This window comes from Halopiger xanaduensis SH-6 (genome assembly GCF_000217715.1).
Taxonomy (GTDB): domain Archaea; phylum Halobacteriota; class Halobacteria; order Halobacteriales; family Natrialbaceae; genus Halopiger; species Halopiger xanaduensis.
Window position 1 is genome coordinate 26,338 of record NC_015659.1, and the last position, 18,245, is coordinate 44,582.

The window sequence follows — 18,245 nt, forward strand, 5'->3', positions numbered from 1 at the left end:
GCGTTCTGATTACTAGATATTGGGCACTGGATACGGTGTATAATATACCATGCACTGTATACTGTAAACTGTATACGGTCAACGGTATACTGCATAAGGGCGTAGTCTCGGAGGTAGAACACGCGAAACGCACTCCCGATTCAGCCTGAAAACAGCTATTCGTACTCGCCGGCCAGATTCCGCTGGCCGCCCTCGCGCTGCGCTCGCTCATCACGCGCGGCAGCGACGTTCTCCGGCGTGTAGGTCTTGCAGTGCTCCGACCCAGCGTTAAGGTTGGCACACCGATCGCAGACGCGCCGGGTCCGATCAACGCGCTCGAGGTCGACCTGCAGGAACGCTGCAGGTGGCCCGACCGCACCACACTCGCGACAGTAGGTCCACTCGGGATAGCCGGCGACGTCCAGCGCACACAGCTCGTATGGATCGAGATCTGGTTCGTGTTTCCCGAGGACGCGATAGCGGGCGTTCCGAAACGCGGCGTAGTTGTAGCCGACGATCGACTCGAAATCGCAGAGATGCGCGTCGTTGCGCATCTTCGCCATGTCGTACAGGTGCTCGCGAGTCTTCCCCTCGTTGTGCGCATCGTCGGGGCGCCACTCGGGGTCGACGTCGGTCAGAATCCCCTTCCGCGGATGCAACTGATTCGCCCGTACGTTCTCGGTGGCAAGCCGCTCTTGCAGGTCGGTGACGATCGCGTGTCGGCGCTCGTGGTCCGGCACCACTGCCTCGAGACAGTCGAACCGCTCGAGGTCCTGGTCGACGATCGCCGCCCGCAGGTCTTCGGGATGGGGAATCGTGAACTCGACGACTGACTCGGCGTTGCGATTCACGAGGCCGTCGCCAACCCACGCCTGTTCGGCGGCCGACAGCGGGCGCTCCTCGATCGGCACCTCGGCGTAGATCGCGTTCGCGCCGTGGATCTGCCACCCCTCACAGTCGCCGATGTGTGTGGCCGTCCCGATCCGGACGCGCTCGGGGCCGCCTTTCTTCGGGACCGTGTTGGTAAAGAAGTCGGGATACTCGCGGGTGAGCACGTTCTGCCGACCGTCAGGGCAGACTCCGTATAGTTCGCGAACGCGCTTGACGACGACTCGCAGGCCGTCGCCGGTCTCCTCGAGCCGGCGGATGGGCTTCGGGTCAGTCATCGTCTTTCCCCCGAACCTCGCGGATTGCGTCTCGAATGTCGTCGGCCAGATCCTCCGCTCGCGCTTCGGCGTCGCTCCCGTCGTTGAACTGTTCGGCCGCGGCTTCGACGCGCTTGAGCCCTTCTTTCAGTGAACTGCCGCCCCACATCTCCCCGGCGCTCGTCGATTCGACGCGGGGCTTGTGGTATTTCTCCCACCGACTCTCGCCGCCTTCCTCAATCAACCGGACGCCCGAATCCAGCGCATCGGGACCGTCGACCGGCAGTGTGGCGGCGACCTGCTCGCGGACGGGTTCAGGAACGTCGCGCCAATCGAGGTCGGTCACGTCCCGCCAGTAGTTGCCCTTCCAGCGGTGTTTCACGACATACAGGATATGGGGCTCGCCGGTCTCATCGTCGTAGGAGACCGTCGCGGTGTACTTCTCGCGCCCGTAGCGGCCCGTTTCGCCCGGATCGGTCGTGTATATCACGTCGATCTCGTGGCCGTCGATCGACGTGCGCTCGTGTTCGTCCGGGTCGTCGTCGGGGCCGTCTTCGGTCCACTCGTGGTCTGCTATCTGGTCGCCGTACTTGGTGTTTGATCGGTCTGTCATTCGAAATCACTGACAATCGTATATTTGTGTCCGAACGTCTCGTGCAGGAACTCGACGGTATTCGGGTTATACGTCAGCCGCGGGCGGCCCTTGCGGTCGTAATACTTCCACAGGTAGCCCTCTCTCGAGGCCTCGGACTCAACGAAATAGTCCTCCGGGTTAGCCATCCGAATCACCGTCCTCGAGCGTCTGTTGTTCCTCCCACTGCCGGGCGACCGTCTCTGCTGACGGGAGATACCACCCGGCCAGCAGCGCCACGGCGACGATCGATACACCGCCGACAACGGCGGTCGCAACCGGGTGCGAGACGTCGTAGAATCCAATCTCGGCAAGCGCCGCGCCGACGGCCGACCCACCGAAGGCCGACCCGACGACGCCAAGCGCGAAGGCCGTGCCGGTCCGATCATGGAGCGGGTCGTCACTCCCCATCGTCGCTCACCTCGGACTGGGGGACGACCTCGAGCGTCCCTTGGACCCGCACGGACTCGGGAAACTCACCGGCCCGATCGGGCTCGCCGACCGCCTCGGCGACGCCGTCGGCAATCTCCTGGTAGGCCAACACGGACAGATCCTGTGCGTCGCGGACGTCTATCTCGAGGTCGACGGTTGTGTGGTCGTCACTCACGATCCTCACCCCGCGGTGCCGCAGAAGACTCGCCGACGAGCTGTCGCACGGCCGCGCGGATCGCCTCCGATCGATTCGGGTACCGGCCCCGATCAACCAGCGCATCGAGGTCTTCGAGTTGCCGGTCGGGCACGCGAAAGGATACCCGGTCCATCGTCTCGCCAGTCGTCTCGCGGTCCCGATCGGTCGTCACGGGTGCGGTCGGGCGGTCGCTCGCGGCCATCGTTAGTCGTCACCTCCGGTATCAACCGCGTCTCTGAGTTGCTCCGGCGTCCGGCCACGAATCTCGAGTACATCGTCTGGTACGAGTTGTGCGCCACACGCCGCACAGAAATGTGGCTTCCCCGTCGCACCCGCTTGAGCATCGACCCACGTGTAGTACGTACATTCAGGACACCGTGCACCACCCCACTCACCACTATCGTCGTAGGGGGCGGTTCGGGCCGGTGGCGCAGGATCTGACTCTGAGGACACTACTCGTCACCCCCGTTCACCGTCGCGTAGACCTCGCGGACTGTCTCGAGGCCGTCGTCGGTGAGATAGCGTTCGTAGTCGTAGCTCCCGGCGGCGATGTTGAACTGCTCGCGCGGGTAGGCCATGCCGTCGAAGACTGCCGTGCCGTCGATCGCGACCTGTATCCCGCCGTTGCCGTCGGGGACCAACTCGACCGTGTGCCGCTCGCTCTGTACCGCGGCGTCGATCGCTTCCGACCAGTAGCGGAACGTCTCGCGCGTCTCGTCGCTCGAGGACATGACTACTCCGCACCTCCGCGTAGATCCATCGTCACGTCGACGGCGACCGTGTCCGTCCACTCCTCACCACTCGCGGGACAGCGATGGGCGTGGTTCGCGGCCACGCGTTCGACGATGTCCTGGTTGTCCTCCGGCGTGACCGTCTCGCTGCCGGCGTCGAGCGCGCGCTCGAGTGTCCACGCGCAGGCCTCGCAGGTCGCGCGATACACGCCGTCGGCTTTCGCGACGGACTTGCTCATGCTACCCCTCCGTGGCGGGCGCGGACGTGTTCAGGGAGATCCGGATGCCGGGTCATGTGCCATCGGGGGAAATAGCGCCACTTCCGGTAGGTGCCGACGCCGACGCTTCGGCCGTCGCCCCACCGATCCGGGCTCGCATCCGCCGCACAGGATCGGCAGGTCTTGAACGCCCAGTACTCATACGGCAGGTCGGCGACGGACTTGCCACAGGTCGTACAGCGGCGATCGTCGTCACTCCCCATCGGTGACACCTCGCTGGCCGTCGGCCGGCTCGTACTTGCGCTCGAGGCCGAACTCGTCTTGAATCGCGTTGACGCGCCGTTCGATCCCTTTCGCGGACTCGTCGGGTTGACTCGGCGTGACGGCGCTCGCTTGAATCTCCCGGGCGTCCATTTCGATCAGCCGAAGGCGCTGCTCGAGGCCGGTCTTCGCCGCGAATGGGGCGACCCACCACGCGAGTCGCATCCGAAGCCGGTGGGTCACCGAGTGGCGTCGGCGGTCGTTACTCCCCATCGGTCGCACCTCCGTCCTCGATGTACTGCTCGAGATCCGCACGCCGGAGCACGTCGTCAGGGACGTCGTCGGCAGACGAGTACGCGAGCGCGCTGTAAATCGCACTCCGGTAGTTTCCGAGTCGGTACGAGTCCTCGATACACTTCCCGCACGGTGCGAGGTTGTACTTCAACACGGCCTCGGCGGGCGTTGCGGCGTCGATCGCCGACCACAACGACCCGGACGGAAGCCGCTGGCCGCACTTCGGGTGGTACGCGTAGTCGTACTCGGAGTGGTCGCACTCGGCCCGCTCGTGGACCGTCCCCGACGGGGACGCGACGAATCGGCAGTCGCCGGCCTCGTGGATCGTATCGCCGTTCGGAGCCGTCTTGGTTCGTCGCTTCGGGCGGTCGGGCTCGCTACTCATCGAAGACACCTCGCTGGTCAGTATCCAGATGCAGTTGCTGATCGGCTCGAGGGTCCAAGAGCGGTAGATCGTCGACGTCGGCGGCGTCGGCTCGCGTCGGGTAGACCTGCGGATCGACGTAACCGAATGCCCGGCCGGTCGGGAGTTGTCCCGTCACTTCGTTTTTGAGCGTCGTATTCATCTGTTTGGCATTCGCGGGTTGCACGTCGCCGGAGACGATCACGCGGACGTCGAGGTCCGAGACGAGCCGCCGCGCCTCGCCGTCCGCAAAACTTCCTGCGACGTAAACCGCCTCAACCGAGAGGTTCGGCTCGAGCGGGACGAAGAACTCGTTCAGCGTTTCCTCGATCTTCTCTCGGACGAATATCCGATGCTCGTCACGGAGGTCGTCAACGCCGAGAGAACGTGGCCGTTGCTTGGCTTTACTCGACATTGTTCTCCTCCGTGTCTCGTGATCGGACGGTTCGTGTATCGACAACACGGATTTTAGCGTACTCGTCGATAGTCTCGCCTTCTACTTCGCCGAGTGTCTGGCCTGTATGGACCCAAACCTCGTCGCCTTCGTCAGTGTCTGCCGACATGATACCGTCGTAGTCGGGATGCTCAATCCCGTCTGCCGATTCGGCGTCACTCCCCATCGGAATCACCCGCGTAGACCTCGAGATACGTCCGACTCACGCTGTACCACTCGACGTTTCCAAGCGCCAGCGTCTCGGCGACGATCGTCTCCGGCACCGCCACGCCCTGGTAGTCCTCGGCCTCGTGATACCGCCGCGGCTCGCCGCCGTCGATATCGTAGAACCACTGCCAGCCGGTCCGCTCGTCGTGACACCGGAGGACGGTGTCGTCGCTGACCAGCGCCAGCGGTCCCGGCTCGGTGCTCGCTCGCCGCCTGTTCGCCTGTTGCGTTCGTTGTGTTTGGCTCATCTCTATGGCTCCGATTCCGGCGGGCTCGTGGGTACGAGTCGCCCGAATCCTATCTGTATTATTCGGAAATCCAACGGATAAGTGTTATTCCGACAGTTTGCGCTCGTCGGGGCTCGAGCGGTTCGAAGACGGGCGAATCGGACGCCTCGGGTTTTCACTTCCGCTGTGGTGCCGGCAATTTAAATACTCACATCGACCAACAGGTAGCGTATGCAATACGACCGCGACGATCCCGGCTACGACACGCTCGCAACGTTCGACATCGAAACGACTCACTACAAGCCCGCCGAAGGCGAAACCGTCTCGGTCGGCGTCGCCGTCCACGATCGCACGACCGACGAGCTGACCTACGAACCGTTCCATCGCGACGGCGCCGACGATGAGGCGGAGACGATCGCCGATGCGCTCGAGTTCGTCGAGGACTGCGGCGCCGACGCCCTGGTCTCGTACAACGGCATCGACTTCGATCTGGACTTTCTCTCGGACCGACTGTACCGCCTCGGTGCGGACAACGTCGTCGCCGCTGCCGACCTCGATCCCCACATCGACGTCTTCGCCGACCGGAAGGCCGTCTGTGACCGGACCGGCAAGAAGTGGCCGAAACTCGAGGAGTGTCTCGCCAGCTACGGATTCGACGAGCCCGTTACCGAGTGGGGCGGCCAGCCGGTGACGAATACGCGCTTCGGCGAGGAACTCGGGCCGGCGTATCTCGCAGCCCTCGCCGACGGCGATCGCGACCGTGCCGAGACGCTACGGGAAGTGATCGACCACTACCTCGTGACGGACCTCGAAGCGAATCTGGCGATCTACCACGGCGACGCCGGCCTCGAGTTCGAACCGGAGTACCTCGGTACGCGAGCGTCGTTCTAAGTTAGGCCAGTAGCTGCCGACGCGCCTATCACTCACCCGTTCATACGCCGTTATATGTCTGAATCTGACGCCCGATCCTCACAGTTCCGTGGGCAATCGCCGCCGACCCACGGCGAGGAGTGGGAGGTTACGAACGTCTCTCGCCGATTCACGAACCGCGAGGCCACGACCGCGTGTGCCGTCACCGGCTCGTCGGTCGCGCTCGATGAACCTCACTACTACGTGACGGTCAAACGCGAGACCGTCGGTCGGTTTCAGCCGCCCGACTACGACCATCTTATCGTCGCGAAGGATGCGCTGGACGTGCTCGATGGGTGGCTCGAGGACAAAGCGTAGCTTTTCACTTTCACTCTGGTTAGTCAACTCTTATTCAGGGCCACCTACATGTACCCTGTATGAGCGGATCAAACAACGGCAACGTATCGTTCGATATCGATGAGCGGGCACGACTGTTTGCGTTCGACATAGACCGGAAGGGTCATGTCGGCCTGCTACCGCTGTTCTACGATATTTCGACTGTTCTCGAGACGATCAACGAAACCACACCGAAGGGTGGTGATGAGGGACTACAGACGAACGAGATTCATAACGAGGTGTATGACGACCTCCGGAGCGTCGAAAGCACGGACCTCGAATCGCTCCTAAATGCGCTGGTGGAACTGGATTACCTTGAACAAACAGCACGCGGAAACTGGAAACTCAAATCATCCGGTTCGAGTGGTTCTGGCGTCGATTATCTCTAACGCCTACTCTTTATTAGGGAAGCCGCGGCCACCGACGGTATGCCGTCGCGACCACTCACCGACGACCGTCTCGTCATCCAGGCGCTGCTCGAGTACAGCATGGACCGGCGGGACGTCGCCCCCGATCGGGCCGACCGGGCGTATCGGCTCGCGGCCGACCGCGCTGCCGCACACGAGCTGTCGCTGGTTGAACTGACGCGCGGTCTCGAAAAGTAGTCCTCGTCGTTACTCGAGCGCCCGATCGACCTGCGATGCAACCAGTACGCCGAGCGAGCCGAGGATTGCGTATTCAAAACTCGCGAGCTCGTAGAAGATGAACGGGGCGGTGAGGCCGAAGACGCACAGGAGCGTTTTGACAAGCGGATCGGTCATTCGCGCTCACCCGTCCCGTTCCACTGTTCGTAGTCGTCACCGCCAAGACAGTACCACGGCGATTCCCACTTGCCGCCGTCGGGGAGGTAGACCATCGGGTCCGAGGTATTCCCGTCGGTGTAGTGGACTTCGACGGTGTGCTCGGGCGAACACTGCTCGCCGTAGGCGTCGACCGCCGTGGTCCCGCCGAGTACCAGGCCGTAGAGCAGCGCGAAACCGATGAAGATCCCCGCGCCGAAGACGAGCCCGCGGGCGAAGACGTCTTGGAACGATTCGTCGTCGGTCATGCAGAACCACGGGTCTCAACCCACCGTATCGCCGCGCCTGCCCCGAGTAGCACCGCACAAAACACACCAACCAGTGCCCAACCGAAGCTAATCGGCAGCCAATAGGCAATCGCCGACGCAAGTACGAACACGAACGCACTCCCACTGGCGACCGTCTCAGTGGGTCGGTTGCGGAATCGTATAATCTCTCGCTCGAGCCATGCCTGCTGTGTGGCCGGCGGGTCCGGATCGACGAGTTTCCACCCATTCGACCGCTGGCCGAGTTCTTCGCCCGGCGGTACGACCCGTCCGCTGTGCCATTCGCGTCGGTATTGGCTAAGTGCGTCTCGTGCTGCCGCCCGCATTTCCGCTTTGGGAGTGGTCCCGACTCGCTCGAGGTACACCGTTTCGTCCTCGAGCCGGTGGATATCGCCTGCGGAGTAGCCACAGTCTTCGACGATGCGAGCGAACAGAAAGTCCTCGGACCACGGCACGGGCTTCTCGAGTTGGAACGACACGGTATCTCGCGTCGGCAATGCGACCGTGAGCTTGATCCGGTCGCTTACAGCGCCCGGTTCGACGTTCGTCACCTTACACTCCACGCGGCCGTCGTCGGTCGTTCGCAGGGCGATCTCCTGTAGTTCGTCCGCGAGATCTTCGGCTGTTTCGGGGTTCTCGTCTTTGGTGATATGCTCTTGCAGCTCGTCGAACGAAAGCGCATCTTCGCCGTGTTCCTCGAGCATCCGTCTGGCGTGTTCGACGCGGTCCCCCAGCGTTTCCTCATCGATCGGTTGGACGTCGATTTCTTTTTCGCTGTCGGTCATTCGCCATCACGCTCCGCGTTCCAGATCTCTACGTCACCGTCGACGCGAAGGTCTTCGATCTCACTGAGTCCAAATCGGCAGGTACCGTGATAATCGTCGTCAAAGAACGCCTCCCCGACGACGGCCTCTTGCGCGGGAACGTCGATCGCGAGGTGGCTTCCGGTAATGAACGTCCCGTCGGTGGTACTGAACTGGACGTGCATCACTGAACTCTCCCATTCGGTTTCGTCGCTCATTCCGAATCACCGTCCTCGAGCACGCTACTGTCCCACGGTTCGGGTTCCAACCCACTCGGCAGATACAGTGGGTGCGACGGGTGGCCGGCCTTGGTCGTCTCGAGGGCGTACAACTCATCCTCGAGCAGGGCGGCAACCTCGAGCGCGCGATCCTTGAACGATCCCTTAGCACCCCACGCGGCGACGACCTGTTCGGCTTCCTCACAGACAGCCCGAAGGTGGTCGTCGTTCTCGGGGCCGACGGGATCGGGATGGTCGTGCAACGCCTCGGGTTCGGAGCTCCGCATCGCGAACAGGTTTGCGACCACGATTGACCCGTATCCCCAGTCTTCGGCGAAGCCGCGGCAGCGCCGAATCGTTGGATCGTCGTCGACGTCGTCCGCGGTGCTTGGATTGAGCATCACGAACGCGACGGTCGGCTTCGAAGCGTTCCACGTCCTCGAGAGTCGGTAGCGGTACTCGCCACAGTCGCTCAGGACGGCGTCGCGGCGATTGTCTCGGAGTGGTGTGTCGCTCATTCGTTCTCACCGTTCAGGTATTCGAGAATCACTTCCCCGTGACAGACCGCCGGCTCGCCGTCGACGGCGGTGATCGGTTCGTCGCCGTCGTACCGATCGCCTTCGCCGAGACAGTAACACCCCAGCGTCTCCCCGCGGAGTTCCTCGCGGGCCTGCTCGCGAAGATCGGCCTGCTCGTCGGCGTACCACCACTCGCGGAAGGCTTCAACGCAGCTCTCGCGGGTGTACTCGCCGCCGTCCTTTTCCATTTTGAACGGATTGCCGTACTTGCTCGAGCGCCCGATCATGCGGACGCCCGAGCGGCCGTAGCGCGTGACGTTGACGAGTTTCGTTTCGACGTCGCCGGTCAGCGTCGCCTGGACGCCGTCGTTACTCATCGGTCCCACCGAGCAACGGCTCGAGGTCGAGCGTCCAGGTCTGACGGATGCGCGGACTAATCGCAATCACCGACTCGTCGACGTCCGGGTCGGTGCAGATCCACACGTCGAGTAGGACCTCGCCCTCGCGGACCTCGTCGACGTCGATCCCGAGGTAGTCGTACTCCGACGGTGGGATCATGACCCGGTAGTCGTTGCCGGGGTTCTTGATCTTCCGACCCATCGGGTTCGATCGCCCGTCGAGTTCGGTCGCGACCAACTCGCCGGCGAGGAAGTTCTCCTCGGTCTCGGCGAAGTCGATTGATTGCGCGACGCCGAGCTGGCCGAGCGCCTCGAGCGCCCGTTTCACCGAGACGCTGACGGACCCGTCCTCGTACCGAGCCGGTTGGTGTGCGATACATTCGAATCGTGCTGGTAGCTCTGTTGCGGCCATTGCGTGCATTCGGGGAACACCGGGCTTTCGCCCTACCGTAACATAGCTACGAAGGGGTACAAATAACTACCGTTGACTGACAGTCACGACCGCGAAAAAAGAATCCCGCTCGTTGCGTTACTGCTCGAGGATCAACACACGGACTTCGACCGCTTCGCGAAGGCCGCCGTCGGCGCCGGTCTCCGCGCGGTCCTCCGAGTAGATGCCGACGACTTCAATCGGGAAGTCGCCGAGCACGTCATTAAACTCGAGGAACGATTCGGAGTGGCGAAGCGAGACGCGGCCGCGAATCCGGCCGTTCTCGTCGTGGTTGACGTCCATCGATTCGACACACTGTAGCGACGCGAGTTTCGCTTTCAGCGCGACGAGCGTTTCGATTTTCTCACTGTACTCCTCTGCGGACAGGTTCGACGGTTTTCCGAAACTCATCTGGGGAACACCGGGTACCACCGTGGCACCCAATCGTAACCACGTTACGATACATAATAAAGCTACCGGGATAATCGCGAGACGGCGGTCGAATTGTGGCCCTCGAGTGACCTTTTCAATCTGCCGACTGTCAACGCGGGCTTTATCCCGATCGGTCGCCGACGTTTGGGCGGCGGCGTCACCACATATACTCGTTGTTGGGGAACACCGGGTACTTCGACGCCGCCGATTTCCACATTCTCGAGTGGCTACGTCGCTGAGTCGGTAGTTTTATGATATACCGTAGCTAAGTTACGGTTGAGTGCCAGAGAGGTACTCGGTGTTCCCCAATGCCAACTCAGGAACCCATGACAACGACCGACGCCGAACCGATCAACTTCGAACGAGAACTGCAAGCCGCCCTCGAGCGGGCGAACGACGACGAGTCGCACGTCGAACGCGACGCCGTGACGTTCCACCCTTCGCAGATCGCCGCGTGCGAGCGACAGGCCTATCTCGGGAAACTCGGCCTCAAGGACCACACCGACATTCTCGGGACGTTCCAAACCGGCACCCTGATCCACGAGTTCATCGAGGAGAACGTCGGCCCGCAGCTCGCCGACGCTGAGTTTGAGAAGGAAATCAGCCTCGAGCGCGACGGCGTCCGATTCGTCGGGCATACCGACTGCTACGATCCGGCCGCGAACGCGATCTACGACTTCAAGTCCCGGAACGGGTGGTACCGCTTCGACCCGCCGAAAGAGCGCCACCTCGATCAGATACACGTCTACATGGCCGCGACCGGCGCGGAGTACGGACAGGTCGTCTACGTCAACAAGGGCGACCTCGAGGTCCGGACGTGGCCCGAGGACGGCCTGTTTGAGTTCGATCCCGACCGCTTCGCGGCGATCGTCGAGAAAGCCCGCCGCGTCCGCGACGCGATCGACGAACACGGCTTCGCCACCTGCGAAAGCGAGGTGCCGTTCGACAAGTGCGGGTGTTTCCTCTGCGGCAACGAAACGCTCACGTTCGATTAACGGCTGACCGCCGCGCCGTTCTTTTTCGCCGTACCGCTGATCTCGATTCGCTCGAGAGTCACCGACTCGTGCGTTCTCCGGTAGTTTTATGATATACCGTAACTAAGCTACGATTGAGTACCAGCGTGGTACTCGGTGTTCCCCATGACCGTTTCACAGACCCAAACCGACGCGACGCTCCCGGATGGCTGGGAGCGCGTCGACGAACCCGCACCGTATTACAAGTACGTCGCTCGAGACGCGGTCGACGTCTGCGACCACCGCGGCAATCTCCGCTACCGGCGCGACGTCGTCGTAATCGTCGTCCCCGAGGAGGGCAGCGTTGGCGTCGCGAAGGGGCCGGCCCACCGCAACCACTGGCCCGCCGACGACCCGGACGCTGCCGGCCGACGGCTCGCTCGGGAGATCGACGCGTGGCTCGCGGAGGGCAACGGCCCCTACGACAAGAGCGGCGACCTGAAACAGCGCCTCGAGCGCGCCGTCACGGAGGGCCAGCGATGACGCGTCAGCACATGAGCGACCGACGGCACGACGAGAAAGAGACCAAATCCGAAATGGACGGCAAGGGGCCGCGAGCGTGGTAAAATGAGCCGCCCAAAAATCTGCACTGTCGTGTCCTGCGGTGAGACCAAAGTCGACCTCCCGGCCGGCGCCTCAACCGAGGCCCGCCTGCTGTACGACTCGAGCGTTCACACGTGCAAGGACCGCTACGGCTGCCACTCGGACGGCTACTACATCATGAGCGCGGAGTACGGCCTCGTTCACAACCAGACCGAGATTGCGCACTACGACAAGACGCTCGACGAAATGAGCGACATGGCGATCCGTGCGTGGGGCCGATCGGTTGCCGACGACCTCGCGAACGTGCTCGAGAATCGGGGCTTCGACGCGGTCGTGTTGATCGGCAGCAAGACCTACGTCGGGGCGCTGCGGCCGCACTTCGATTCGCTTCCGGCGGCCGTGCTGACGCCGTGGCAGACGTCCGACTACGTGACCGGCGTCGGTCGCGGTATGGCGTGGTGCAATGACGAACTGAACTGGCCGGAAAACGTCTCGATCGCCGAAGAAATCGGAACGGTCGTCTCGGAGGCATAATCCATGCCGAAACCAGAAATTCCCGACGCGTGCGAGCTGCCGTGTGCGATCAACGGGTGGCTCTACGACACCGACGACACGTCGAACGGCCACGTCTGGCGCTCGAGCGAGCACGACTGTTCGATCGGCGTCTTCGATACCATCGGCTCGGTGGCCGTTCGCGTCACCGACGACCGCGTCTCGGGATTCGCGTCGAATATCACGCTCGAGCGGATCGACTACGACGACGATCGCGACGCCGCGCTCGTCGACGGCTTCGCGGCCGCCTGCGAGTGGATGACCGAGACCGACCCCGACGCGTGGTCGCACCCGGACGTCTGCGAGGCCGTGTTCGACGCGCCGCCGGGGTACGCACTCGAGACGTACTACCTCGAGAACCGCGAGGCGATCGTCTACTACCGCGACCTCGCGTTCGACGGGGACCGACCGACGCGGCGCGTTCCCGACGAGTACAGCCGGGAAAACTGCCCGTATCTGTACGTCCACGAGTGGCGCGGCAGCGGGTCGGCGACCGTTGCGCTCACGCCGTGGACCGAAGCGCACGGGCCGGGCTCGCGGCATCCTGAAATCGAGTCTGTCGTCGAAACGCCTAGTGAATGCGGGCTCGAGGTCGCGGTTACGATGGCGCGACAGTGGGCTCGTGAACACACAGAGGGGGAGATCGACGCCGATGCGACCGGACAAGCCGGCCTTGAGGGGTGGTCGGCGTGACCGACTGCGATCCCGGCCGCTGTCCGCGGTGTGGCGACCTGCTCGAAATCCACGGCACCGAACCCGGAATCCGGCGCTACTGGGTGTGCGACGACCACGCCCGCCCTGTCGTGATCCTCCCGCCGGAAAACATCGGGTGGGCGCTGACGGATGCCCGGATGCCGTTGACCGATCCGTTCGGCCAGCACGGCCCGGAGTCGTTCGACGGTGGCGTGTCAGTCGCCGATCGGTTCTGCGATCGACTCGAGACGGTCTACCAGGGCGTGCACGAGCACAACCGCGAGCGCCACCTGTCGGCTTCCGATCGGGACGGCGACGGGAAACAGGCCGGACTCGAGGCGTTCGCCGGAGGTGCGTCGCTATGAGGCTCTACTACACCGGTGCGTCGCCCGATAACCTGCGAAAAGCTCGCGAGCACGCACCCTCGCACTCGCACGGCTACGGCTGGACGCCAGCCAAGATGACGCCCCACGACGGGCCGTACTTCGTGGACAACGGCGCATTCTCGGATTCGTTCGACCCGGACGCCTACTACGAGACGCTGGACCGGTCGCTCACCGAAATGCCGACGTCGCCGGATTTCTTCGTTCTGCCGGACGTCTACGGCGACGCCGAGGCGACGATCGACAGGCACCTCGAGTGGTTGTGGGAACGCAAACTCCCGATCGGCAGCGGCGAACTCATGCGCTACTGGGTGCTGCAACCGGGCCTCCCGCTCGAGGAGCAGTTCGACCGGATTCGGGGCTGTCAAGGCGTGTTCGTCGGCGGGCCGAAGCGGTGGAAACGTGCCTACGGCGATCGCATCGTCGAACTCGCGAACAACTACGACGACGACCCGACGCTGACCGACGGCCTTCGCACGCACGTCGGGAATCCGGGAGGCGCGGACGGCCTCGTGTGGGCCTACGAAACCGGGTTCGACAGTTGCGATACGACGTCGATCTTCCAGAACGGCTACTGGCACTATCTCGACAAACTCGAGGAGGCGACCCAAGAGACCGGATCGCCTGAGCCCGAACCCGGCGAGCCCGGCAGCAAGCAGGCGACCGTCACGGAGTGGTCGGCATGACCGTCGAGTACGTGATCGGCGACGCTCTCGAGCGGCTTCGCGACGAACCTGCCGGCAGCGCCGCGTTCGTCCACCTCGATGACGCGTGGGCGCGACCGAACCGCAACGGTGCCTTCGGCGTCGAGTATCCCACCCATCCGTTCGACGAGGACGTAGCCGACGATGTGGCCGGCGAGCCCGGCGTTGAGACGGATCTGACCGTTGTGGACATGCTTGAGGCGTGCTACCGCGTCCTCGAGCCCGGCGGTGTGCTGGCTGTCGATACGGACAGTCACCTCTGCCCGCGCGTGCTCACCTACGCGATCGAGACCTGGGGCCGGGGCTGCTACGCCGTTCACGAGACGACGTTACTCACCAAGGCCGGCGAACCCGACCGGTCGACGCCCGGCATGTACGCCTCGAGTGGCGGCTATTCGACCGTCCTCGTTTGGAAGAACGCCGCGCCACTCCCGCGAGGCTACGCCGGCCGAGAGTACCACCAACTCCGGTGTGCCTGTCGGAATCAGCGCGAAGACTGGGGCTGGGGGACTGTGAAACCACTTGCACCGGCGCTCGGCTGGATTCGCACCTACACCGACGCCGGCGACCGCGTGATCGTGCCGTGTGCCGGGACGGCGCCGGCGGCGATCGCCGCCGAACGAGAGTACGGATCGGACGTCGACGTGCTCGCGATCGACGTGGAACCCGAGGCGCGGGAGGCGTACCAGCGCCGCCGAACTGACGAACTCGAGTATCAAAGCGGACTCGGGATGTTCGGCAAGACGGCGTGATCGGTTCGATTTGCCCTTCGCAGCCGGTATTTACAAATAACTGAAATTCAAGTTACGTATTATGGGACTCATTGACGGAATCATTGATGCATTGATTAACAGCGCCATCCAAGTGGTCGCAGTACTGTTCGGGTTCGGATTCCTCTTAACCGGTGCTCAGCGGACCACATACGGCAGTGAGCCGGTCGGAATGATCATGTTTCTCGTCGGCGTAGTGCTGCTGGTCTTCGCCGCGAGGGTGTAGATCCGTCCCGATTTCTTTAGGCGTCGTGGTTATCCACGCGCCGACAGTAGCTGGCGCGCGGTCACTTGGGCTTGGTTACACGGTCCCGACTGACCACCGGGACCGCTCCTGCTTCCCGATAGAACCCCTCTGTTTCGTGTAGCCGTTCGTGAACGCGTCAGACGTTCGTTTTCGGCGGATTCGTTTCTAGCGATAGAGTCGAAAATTCCATATAGCGATATACGATTTACTCCAATCCAATCAACCTTCTCCGCTATACGGTGTATTGTGGTTGTCCACTGGCGACAACCCAGTACACGGTAACTTTTAGTGACTGTCACGAATACAGAGCAGTACGAAAATGACCGTCTTAGAATCACCACACCCCGGAGCAAACGGCCTTCTCGAGCAGGTGAGCCCATGAACCGAGAGAAAGAGGAACAGATCGTTGAGCGGATCGGCGTTGACGGCCTCGAGTTTGTGACGAAACTCGATATGGTCCAAAGCAACCTCGAGAACGGCCAGATCTCGGTTGAAGAAGGTATTGAGAGAATTGAGGGATTCATCGATGAGTACGAACGACAGAACGAGTAGCGAGCACATCCGCTGGTCGCACAAGTCACTCGAGGACTTGCGGTCGTTCTGGAACAAAGAAATCGAACCCGACCTCCGGCGGGCCGGCGTCGATCTCGACGAGCGGCCGTCCTACCAGGATCTACTCGAGGTCGGCTACGGCGGCCTGCAAGATGCACTGCGCGAACAGCACGATATGACCCTCGGGGAGTTCCTCGAATCGGTTGGGTACTTCGAAGCCGATCCTGAGGACTCGTACCCGTGGGGTATCGACGCCGAAACCACCGTCGACGAACTCGAGTCCTACGTCCGCACCCTCGATCGCCGCCGGAACCTCGCCGAAAGCACGGTCGAAACGAAACGCTCGCGGCTCGCGACCTACGCGCGGTGCTATCGCGACGTCCACGGTCGCGCGGATCTGGTCGCCCGACTCGACGACCTCGAGTACCGGGCCGAGGAAATCGAACGTGTCCTCGCGGTGTTCGACGAACTCGATCGGGATCTCGAGAGCGACGGGTCGAAACTCCGCTATCTCGGCGACGTCTCACAGTTCTACGAGCACCTGCAACGCCGCGGGAAAGCCGCGTACAACCCCGCCGAGAACATCGACATGGAGTACGACTGGGACCGCTCGGAACCGGACAATCCCACGCTTACGAGCGCACAGGTCCGGCGGCTGTACGAGGCCACCCAGTCGCCCGACGAGGAACTGCTAGTCATTGCCCTCTGTGGGTGGGGCTTGCGTCGTAACGAGGTCGCCGGTTTGCACGTCTCACAGCTCGTACTCGAGGGCGACGACCCGCACATCTATTTCGAGGAACGCAAGAACGGCCCCGGTACGGTCGCGTTGATCTACGGCCGGGAGACGCTGGCCGACCGGATCGACGCCCTCGGCAGCACCGATCGGGAGTGGTCAGGCTATCTCTTTCCGTCCCGGCAGGCCGACAGCGGCCACGTCGTCGGCGAGACGATACAGGCCCGCTTCAAACGGATCGCCGAGCGGGCGGGCGTCCGTGTGCGTGGTGAGACGCCGACCTCGAAGATGGGCCGGCGGTTCTGGTACACGACCTATCTCGAGTCGCAGAAACAACTGCTCGAGAACTTGGACGCGATCGCCGAAGACCAGGGCAGTTCCGACGCGAGTGTGGTCTTGAAAAATTATCTCTCGGAAGCCGAACGGCGACAGTACCGCCGTGAATACATGCGCGAAAAGCTTGCAGAGGCGTTCGGGAATTAAATTCCGTCTTCGTCGCGGACTGTAATATCGCCCACGTTCTTGTAGTGTTCCCAGTCACCCGTCATGGCCCTACCAATCCCATCCTCATACCGTGAGATCGACACTTCATCGTAGTCGTCTCGTGACTCGAGACCCTCCATTATACTCGGTTCTGTATGTGGTGTTGGCATCTTGCACCGGTGTTCATCGATTCGGAGGATGTGAAGGTGGTCGATCGGGGATTCGTTGAAATAGACTCTGAAGACCATCATTTCAGTATCCTCGCTATGATGATAGCGGTTCACCCACGTATGGTTGTAGTCCATCCGGTTGTCTCGATCTCCGTACTGTTCGATTCGAAGGCGAGGATCGGGTGAGTAAACATACGTCTGTGGATCATCGAAGAACTCCCAGTCATCGCCATGGCTTTCGAGAATCTCTCGTTTCAGTTCTTGGATGCTTGGCATCGTGACAATATCTATGAATCCTGAATGTAAGTATGTTTTGTCGAGATCTCCTCTGACTACTCCCAAACCCGCTCGCGCGCCCTTCTGGTACGAAAAAGTCGATGTGAGCGGACGGTCTATCACCGATACCGTTCGTACGCGACGCCAGCGCCGAAGATCGCCACCGCGGCCCCGGCGACGGCTGTGCTCGTCACGACCATTTGGACGGACGAAATCACAACCAGCGGCCCCATGACCCAGTCGAACACGAGGTCGGGCATGAGCAGTGCGGCCAGCACGAGCCACCCGCAAATCGCGAGGGCGGCGACGGCGAGGTAGGTCTGTGCGAAGCGTTTCGCGTACGGTTTCGCTCTCGAGACGGCTGTCTGTGCCTGTGTCATTGCATCACGGCGGTCGGTCGCCACCCACGCCCCGGCGCGGAATCGAACCGCGAGAATCCAGTCCAGGGACTACTCCCGAACCCGCTCGAGGACGTTCTCCGCGCGTTGCTCGCCAATATCCGGTACCGACTCGAGGCGTTCGCGGTCGCTTTCTCGTAGGTCCTCGAGATCGTCGTACTCGCGGGCGATCGCCTTCGACCGGTTGTCACCGATTCCCGGAACGGTCTCGACGACGGCCCGAATCCGTGCGTTGCGCTCGTCGAGTACGAACTCGAGGCGCCGTTCGAACTCTTGCTCGTCGATCAGGCCGTCGACGCGTTTGTCTTGGAGCTCGGCGACGCGCTGGTTGGTCGGATTCGGGTCACTCGAGAGGCGTTCTTTGACCGTCGACAGGATAGACAGCACGACAGCCCCGAGGATAATCAGCACCGAAAGCCACGATGGGTCCCTGAACATGG

39 protein-coding genes are annotated in these 18,245 nt (G+C 62.5%); 14 read left to right on the forward strand and 25 right to left on the reverse strand.

Annotated features, from left to right (window positions below):
• Positions 1 to 155 precede the first annotated feature (155 nt).
• The 14 genes from HALXA_RS20595 to HALXA_RS20650 all read right to left on the reverse strand — a co-directional run bounded on the left by HALXA_RS20595 (position 156) and on the right by HALXA_RS20650 (position 5,199).
• On the reverse strand, positions 156 to 1,145 hold the full coding sequence (locus HALXA_RS20595; protein ID WP_013876024.1) for a hypothetical protein: 990 nt from the start codon (positions 1,143 to 1,145) through the stop codon (positions 156 to 158).
• Positions 1,138 to 1,737, reverse strand: coding sequence for a hypothetical protein (locus HALXA_RS20600; protein WP_013876025.1), 600 nt, complete (start codon positions 1,735 to 1,737; stop codon positions 1,138 to 1,140). The genes HALXA_RS20595 and HALXA_RS20600 overlap by 8 nt, the downstream gene beginning before the upstream one ends.
• Positions 1,734 to 1,904, reverse strand: a complete 171-nt coding sequence (locus HALXA_RS22325) for a hypothetical protein (protein ID WP_013876026.1) — start codon at positions 1,902 to 1,904, stop codon at positions 1,734 to 1,736. The genes HALXA_RS20600 and HALXA_RS22325 overlap by 4 nt, the downstream gene beginning before the upstream one ends.
• On the reverse strand, positions 1,897 to 2,166 hold the full coding sequence (locus HALXA_RS20605; RefSeq protein WP_013876027.1) for a hypothetical protein: 270 nt from the start codon (positions 2,164 to 2,166) through the stop codon (positions 1,897 to 1,899). Before HALXA_RS20605 ends, HALXA_RS22325 begins: the two co-directional genes overlap by 8 nt.
• Positions 2,156 to 2,362, reverse strand: a complete 207-nt coding sequence (locus tag HALXA_RS20610; RefSeq protein ID WP_013876028.1) for a hypothetical protein — start codon at positions 2,360 to 2,362, stop codon at positions 2,156 to 2,158. Before HALXA_RS20610 ends, HALXA_RS20605 begins: the two co-directional genes overlap by 11 nt.
• Positions 2,355 to 2,585 (reverse strand): ribbon-helix-helix domain-containing protein, encoded by a 231-nt coding sequence (locus HALXA_RS20615; protein ID WP_013876029.1) that lies wholly within the window; start codon positions 2,583 to 2,585, stop codon positions 2,355 to 2,357. Before HALXA_RS20615 ends, HALXA_RS20610 begins: the two co-directional genes overlap by 8 nt.
• 250 nt (positions 2,586 to 2,835) lie before the next feature.
• Entirely contained in the window at positions 2,836 to 3,114 is a 279-nt protein-coding gene (locus HALXA_RS20620; protein WP_013876030.1) for a hypothetical protein, read from the reverse strand.
• Between the two features lie 2 nt (positions 3,115 to 3,116).
• Positions 3,117 to 3,353, reverse strand: coding sequence for a hypothetical protein (locus tag HALXA_RS20625; RefSeq protein ID WP_013876031.1), 237 nt, complete (start codon positions 3,351 to 3,353; stop codon positions 3,117 to 3,119).
• A complete protein-coding gene (locus HALXA_RS21470) occupies positions 3,350 to 3,595 on the reverse strand; it encodes a hypothetical protein (RefSeq protein ID WP_013876032.1) in 246 nt (81 codons plus the stop codon). Before HALXA_RS21470 ends, HALXA_RS20625 begins: the two co-directional genes overlap by 4 nt.
• Positions 3,585 to 3,866 (reverse strand): hypothetical protein, encoded by a 282-nt coding sequence (locus HALXA_RS20630; protein ID WP_148263733.1) that lies wholly within the window; start codon positions 3,864 to 3,866, stop codon positions 3,585 to 3,587. The genes HALXA_RS21470 and HALXA_RS20630 overlap by 11 nt, the downstream gene beginning before the upstream one ends.
• Positions 3,856 to 4,272: a hypothetical protein gene (locus HALXA_RS20635; protein ID WP_013876034.1), complete on the reverse strand. Its 417-nt coding sequence runs from the start codon at positions 4,270 to 4,272 to the stop codon at positions 3,856 to 3,858. Before HALXA_RS20635 ends, HALXA_RS20630 begins: the two co-directional genes overlap by 11 nt.
• Positions 4,265 to 4,705, reverse strand: coding sequence for a nucleotidyltransferase domain-containing protein (locus HALXA_RS20640; RefSeq protein WP_013876035.1), 441 nt, complete (start codon positions 4,703 to 4,705; stop codon positions 4,265 to 4,267). Before HALXA_RS20640 ends, HALXA_RS20635 begins: the two co-directional genes overlap by 8 nt.
• Positions 4,695 to 4,910: a hypothetical protein gene (locus HALXA_RS20645; RefSeq protein WP_013876036.1), complete on the reverse strand. Its 216-nt coding sequence runs from the start codon at positions 4,908 to 4,910 to the stop codon at positions 4,695 to 4,697. The genes HALXA_RS20640 and HALXA_RS20645 overlap by 11 nt, the downstream gene beginning before the upstream one ends.
• Positions 4,900 to 5,199, reverse strand: a complete 300-nt coding sequence (locus HALXA_RS20650; RefSeq protein WP_013876037.1) for a hypothetical protein — start codon at positions 5,197 to 5,199, stop codon at positions 4,900 to 4,902. The genes HALXA_RS20645 and HALXA_RS20650 overlap by 11 nt, the downstream gene beginning before the upstream one ends.
• A gap of 210 nt (positions 5,200 to 5,409) precedes the next feature.
• Between HALXA_RS20650 and HALXA_RS20655 the strand changes: the two genes are divergently transcribed.
• The 4 genes from HALXA_RS20655 to HALXA_RS22330 are packed head-to-tail and all read left to right on the forward strand — an operon-like array spanning position 5,410 to position 7,028.
• Positions 5,410 to 6,069: a ribonuclease H-like domain-containing protein gene (locus HALXA_RS20655; RefSeq protein WP_013876038.1), complete on the forward strand. Its 660-nt coding sequence runs from the start codon at positions 5,410 to 5,412 to the stop codon at positions 6,067 to 6,069.
• Positions 6,070 to 6,123: 54 nt separating this feature from the next.
• The gene (locus tag HALXA_RS20660) at positions 6,124 to 6,405 is read left to right on the forward strand and encodes a hypothetical protein (protein ID WP_013876039.1); all 282 of its coding nucleotides are present in this window, start codon (positions 6,124 to 6,126) and stop codon (positions 6,403 to 6,405) included.
• A gap of 59 nt (positions 6,406 to 6,464) precedes the next feature.
• Positions 6,465 to 6,812 carry a hypothetical protein gene (locus HALXA_RS20665; protein ID WP_013876040.1) on the forward strand — a complete coding sequence of 116 codons (348 nt, stop codon included), beginning with the start codon at positions 6,465 to 6,467 and terminating at the stop codon, positions 6,810 to 6,812.
• Between the two features lie 39 nt (positions 6,813 to 6,851).
• A complete protein-coding gene (locus HALXA_RS22330) occupies positions 6,852 to 7,028 on the forward strand; it encodes a hypothetical protein (RefSeq protein WP_013876041.1) in 177 nt (58 codons plus the stop codon).
• 9 nt (positions 7,029 to 7,037) lie between these two features.
• Here HALXA_RS22330 and HALXA_RS22335 read toward each other — a convergent pair whose 3' ends face one another.
• From HALXA_RS22335 to HALXA_RS20700, 8 genes are all read right to left on the reverse strand, one after another.
• The gene (locus tag HALXA_RS22335) at positions 7,038 to 7,184 is read right to left on the reverse strand and encodes a hypothetical protein (RefSeq protein ID WP_013876042.1); all 147 of its coding nucleotides are present in this window, start codon (positions 7,182 to 7,184) and stop codon (positions 7,038 to 7,040) included.
• Positions 7,181 to 7,471 (reverse strand): hypothetical protein, encoded by a 291-nt coding sequence (locus HALXA_RS20670; protein ID WP_013876043.1) that lies wholly within the window; start codon positions 7,469 to 7,471, stop codon positions 7,181 to 7,183. Before HALXA_RS20670 ends, HALXA_RS22335 begins: the two co-directional genes overlap by 4 nt.
• The gene (locus HALXA_RS20675) at positions 7,468 to 8,274 is read right to left on the reverse strand and encodes a hypothetical protein (RefSeq protein WP_013876044.1); all 807 of its coding nucleotides are present in this window, start codon (positions 8,272 to 8,274) and stop codon (positions 7,468 to 7,470) included. The genes HALXA_RS20670 and HALXA_RS20675 overlap by 4 nt, the downstream gene beginning before the upstream one ends.
• Complete coding sequence (locus tag HALXA_RS20680; protein ID WP_013876045.1) at positions 8,271 to 8,510, reverse strand: hypothetical protein; 240 nt, start codon at positions 8,508 to 8,510, stop codon at positions 8,271 to 8,273. Before HALXA_RS20680 ends, HALXA_RS20675 begins: the two co-directional genes overlap by 4 nt.
• Positions 8,507 to 9,028, reverse strand: a complete 522-nt coding sequence (locus tag HALXA_RS20685; RefSeq protein ID WP_013876046.1) for a DUF1643 domain-containing protein — start codon at positions 9,026 to 9,028, stop codon at positions 8,507 to 8,509. Before HALXA_RS20685 ends, HALXA_RS20680 begins: the two co-directional genes overlap by 4 nt.
• Positions 9,025 to 9,405: a DUF4326 domain-containing protein gene (locus tag HALXA_RS20690; RefSeq protein ID WP_013876047.1), complete on the reverse strand. Its 381-nt coding sequence runs from the start codon at positions 9,403 to 9,405 to the stop codon at positions 9,025 to 9,027. The genes HALXA_RS20685 and HALXA_RS20690 overlap by 4 nt, the downstream gene beginning before the upstream one ends.
• Positions 9,398 to 9,838 (reverse strand): hypothetical protein, encoded by a 441-nt coding sequence (locus HALXA_RS20695; RefSeq protein ID WP_245550166.1) that lies wholly within the window; start codon positions 9,836 to 9,838, stop codon positions 9,398 to 9,400. Before HALXA_RS20695 ends, HALXA_RS20690 begins: the two co-directional genes overlap by 8 nt.
• A gap of 117 nt (positions 9,839 to 9,955) precedes the next feature.
• Positions 9,956 to 10,267 carry a hypothetical protein gene (locus tag HALXA_RS20700; protein WP_013876049.1) on the reverse strand — a complete coding sequence of 104 codons (312 nt, stop codon included), beginning with the start codon at positions 10,265 to 10,267 and terminating at the stop codon, positions 9,956 to 9,958.
• A gap of 347 nt (positions 10,268 to 10,614) precedes the next feature.
• On the opposite strand from HALXA_RS20700, the gene HALXA_RS20705 reads away from it, so the two are divergent.
• The 10 genes from HALXA_RS20705 (at position 10,615) to HALXA_RS20745 (ending at position 16,961) form a co-directional block, all read left to right on the forward strand.
• The gene (locus tag HALXA_RS20705; protein ID WP_013876050.1) at positions 10,615 to 11,283 is read left to right on the forward strand and encodes a PD-(D/E)XK nuclease family protein; all 669 of its coding nucleotides are present in this window, start codon (positions 10,615 to 10,617) and stop codon (positions 11,281 to 11,283) included.
• Between the two features lie 144 nt (positions 11,284 to 11,427).
• Positions 11,428 to 11,784: a hypothetical protein gene (locus tag HALXA_RS20710; protein ID WP_013876051.1), complete on the forward strand. Its 357-nt coding sequence runs from the start codon at positions 11,428 to 11,430 to the stop codon at positions 11,782 to 11,784.
• Positions 11,785 to 11,868: 84 nt separating this feature from the next.
• Entirely contained in the window at positions 11,869 to 12,378 is a 510-nt protein-coding gene (locus tag HALXA_RS20715; protein ID WP_013876052.1) for a DUF6884 domain-containing protein, read from the forward strand.
• Positions 12,379 to 12,381: 3 nt separating this feature from the next.
• On the forward strand, positions 12,382 to 13,089 hold the full coding sequence (locus HALXA_RS20720; protein WP_013876053.1) for a hypothetical protein: 708 nt from the start codon (positions 12,382 to 12,384) through the stop codon (positions 13,087 to 13,089).
• The gene (locus HALXA_RS20725) at positions 13,086 to 13,454 is read left to right on the forward strand and encodes a hypothetical protein (protein WP_148263734.1); all 369 of its coding nucleotides are present in this window, start codon (positions 13,086 to 13,088) and stop codon (positions 13,452 to 13,454) included. The genes HALXA_RS20720 and HALXA_RS20725 overlap by 4 nt, the downstream gene beginning before the upstream one ends.
• The gene (locus HALXA_RS20730; protein WP_013876055.1) at positions 13,451 to 14,158 is read left to right on the forward strand and encodes a hypothetical protein; all 708 of its coding nucleotides are present in this window, start codon (positions 13,451 to 13,453) and stop codon (positions 14,156 to 14,158) included. Before HALXA_RS20725 ends, HALXA_RS20730 begins: the two co-directional genes overlap by 4 nt.
• The gene (locus tag HALXA_RS20735; RefSeq protein WP_013876056.1) at positions 14,155 to 14,928 is read left to right on the forward strand and encodes a hypothetical protein; all 774 of its coding nucleotides are present in this window, start codon (positions 14,155 to 14,157) and stop codon (positions 14,926 to 14,928) included. Before HALXA_RS20730 ends, HALXA_RS20735 begins: the two co-directional genes overlap by 4 nt.
• A gap of 61 nt (positions 14,929 to 14,989) precedes the next feature.
• The gene (locus HALXA_RS20740) at positions 14,990 to 15,172 is read left to right on the forward strand and encodes a hypothetical protein (protein ID WP_013876057.1); all 183 of its coding nucleotides are present in this window, start codon (positions 14,990 to 14,992) and stop codon (positions 15,170 to 15,172) included.
• Between the two features lie 399 nt (positions 15,173 to 15,571).
• Complete coding sequence (locus HALXA_RS22340; RefSeq protein ID WP_013876058.1) at positions 15,572 to 15,745, forward strand: hypothetical protein; 174 nt, start codon at positions 15,572 to 15,574, stop codon at positions 15,743 to 15,745.
• A complete protein-coding gene (locus HALXA_RS20745) occupies positions 15,720 to 16,961 on the forward strand; it encodes a tyrosine-type recombinase/integrase (protein WP_013876059.1) in 1,242 nt (413 codons plus the stop codon). The genes HALXA_RS22340 and HALXA_RS20745 overlap by 26 nt, the downstream gene beginning before the upstream one ends.
• Here HALXA_RS20745 and HALXA_RS20750 read toward each other — a convergent pair.
• The 3 genes from HALXA_RS20750 to HALXA_RS20760 form a co-directional block, all read right to left on the reverse strand.
• Positions 16,958 to 17,407 carry a hypothetical protein gene (locus tag HALXA_RS20750; RefSeq protein ID WP_013876060.1) on the reverse strand — a complete coding sequence of 150 codons (450 nt, stop codon included), beginning with the start codon at positions 17,405 to 17,407 and terminating at the stop codon, positions 16,958 to 16,960. The two genes, HALXA_RS20745 and HALXA_RS20750, sit on opposite strands and share 4 nt — an antisense overlap.
• Before the next feature lie 119 nt (positions 17,408 to 17,526).
• Positions 17,527 to 17,787 carry a hypothetical protein gene (locus tag HALXA_RS20755; RefSeq protein ID WP_013876061.1) on the reverse strand — a complete coding sequence of 87 codons (261 nt, stop codon included), beginning with the start codon at positions 17,785 to 17,787 and terminating at the stop codon, positions 17,527 to 17,529.
• A gap of 69 nt (positions 17,788 to 17,856) precedes the next feature.
• On the reverse strand, positions 17,857 to 18,243 hold the full coding sequence (locus HALXA_RS20760) for a helix-hairpin-helix domain-containing protein (protein ID WP_013876062.1): 387 nt from the start codon (positions 18,241 to 18,243) through the stop codon (positions 17,857 to 17,859).
• Positions 18,244 to 18,245 lie beyond the last annotated feature (2 nt).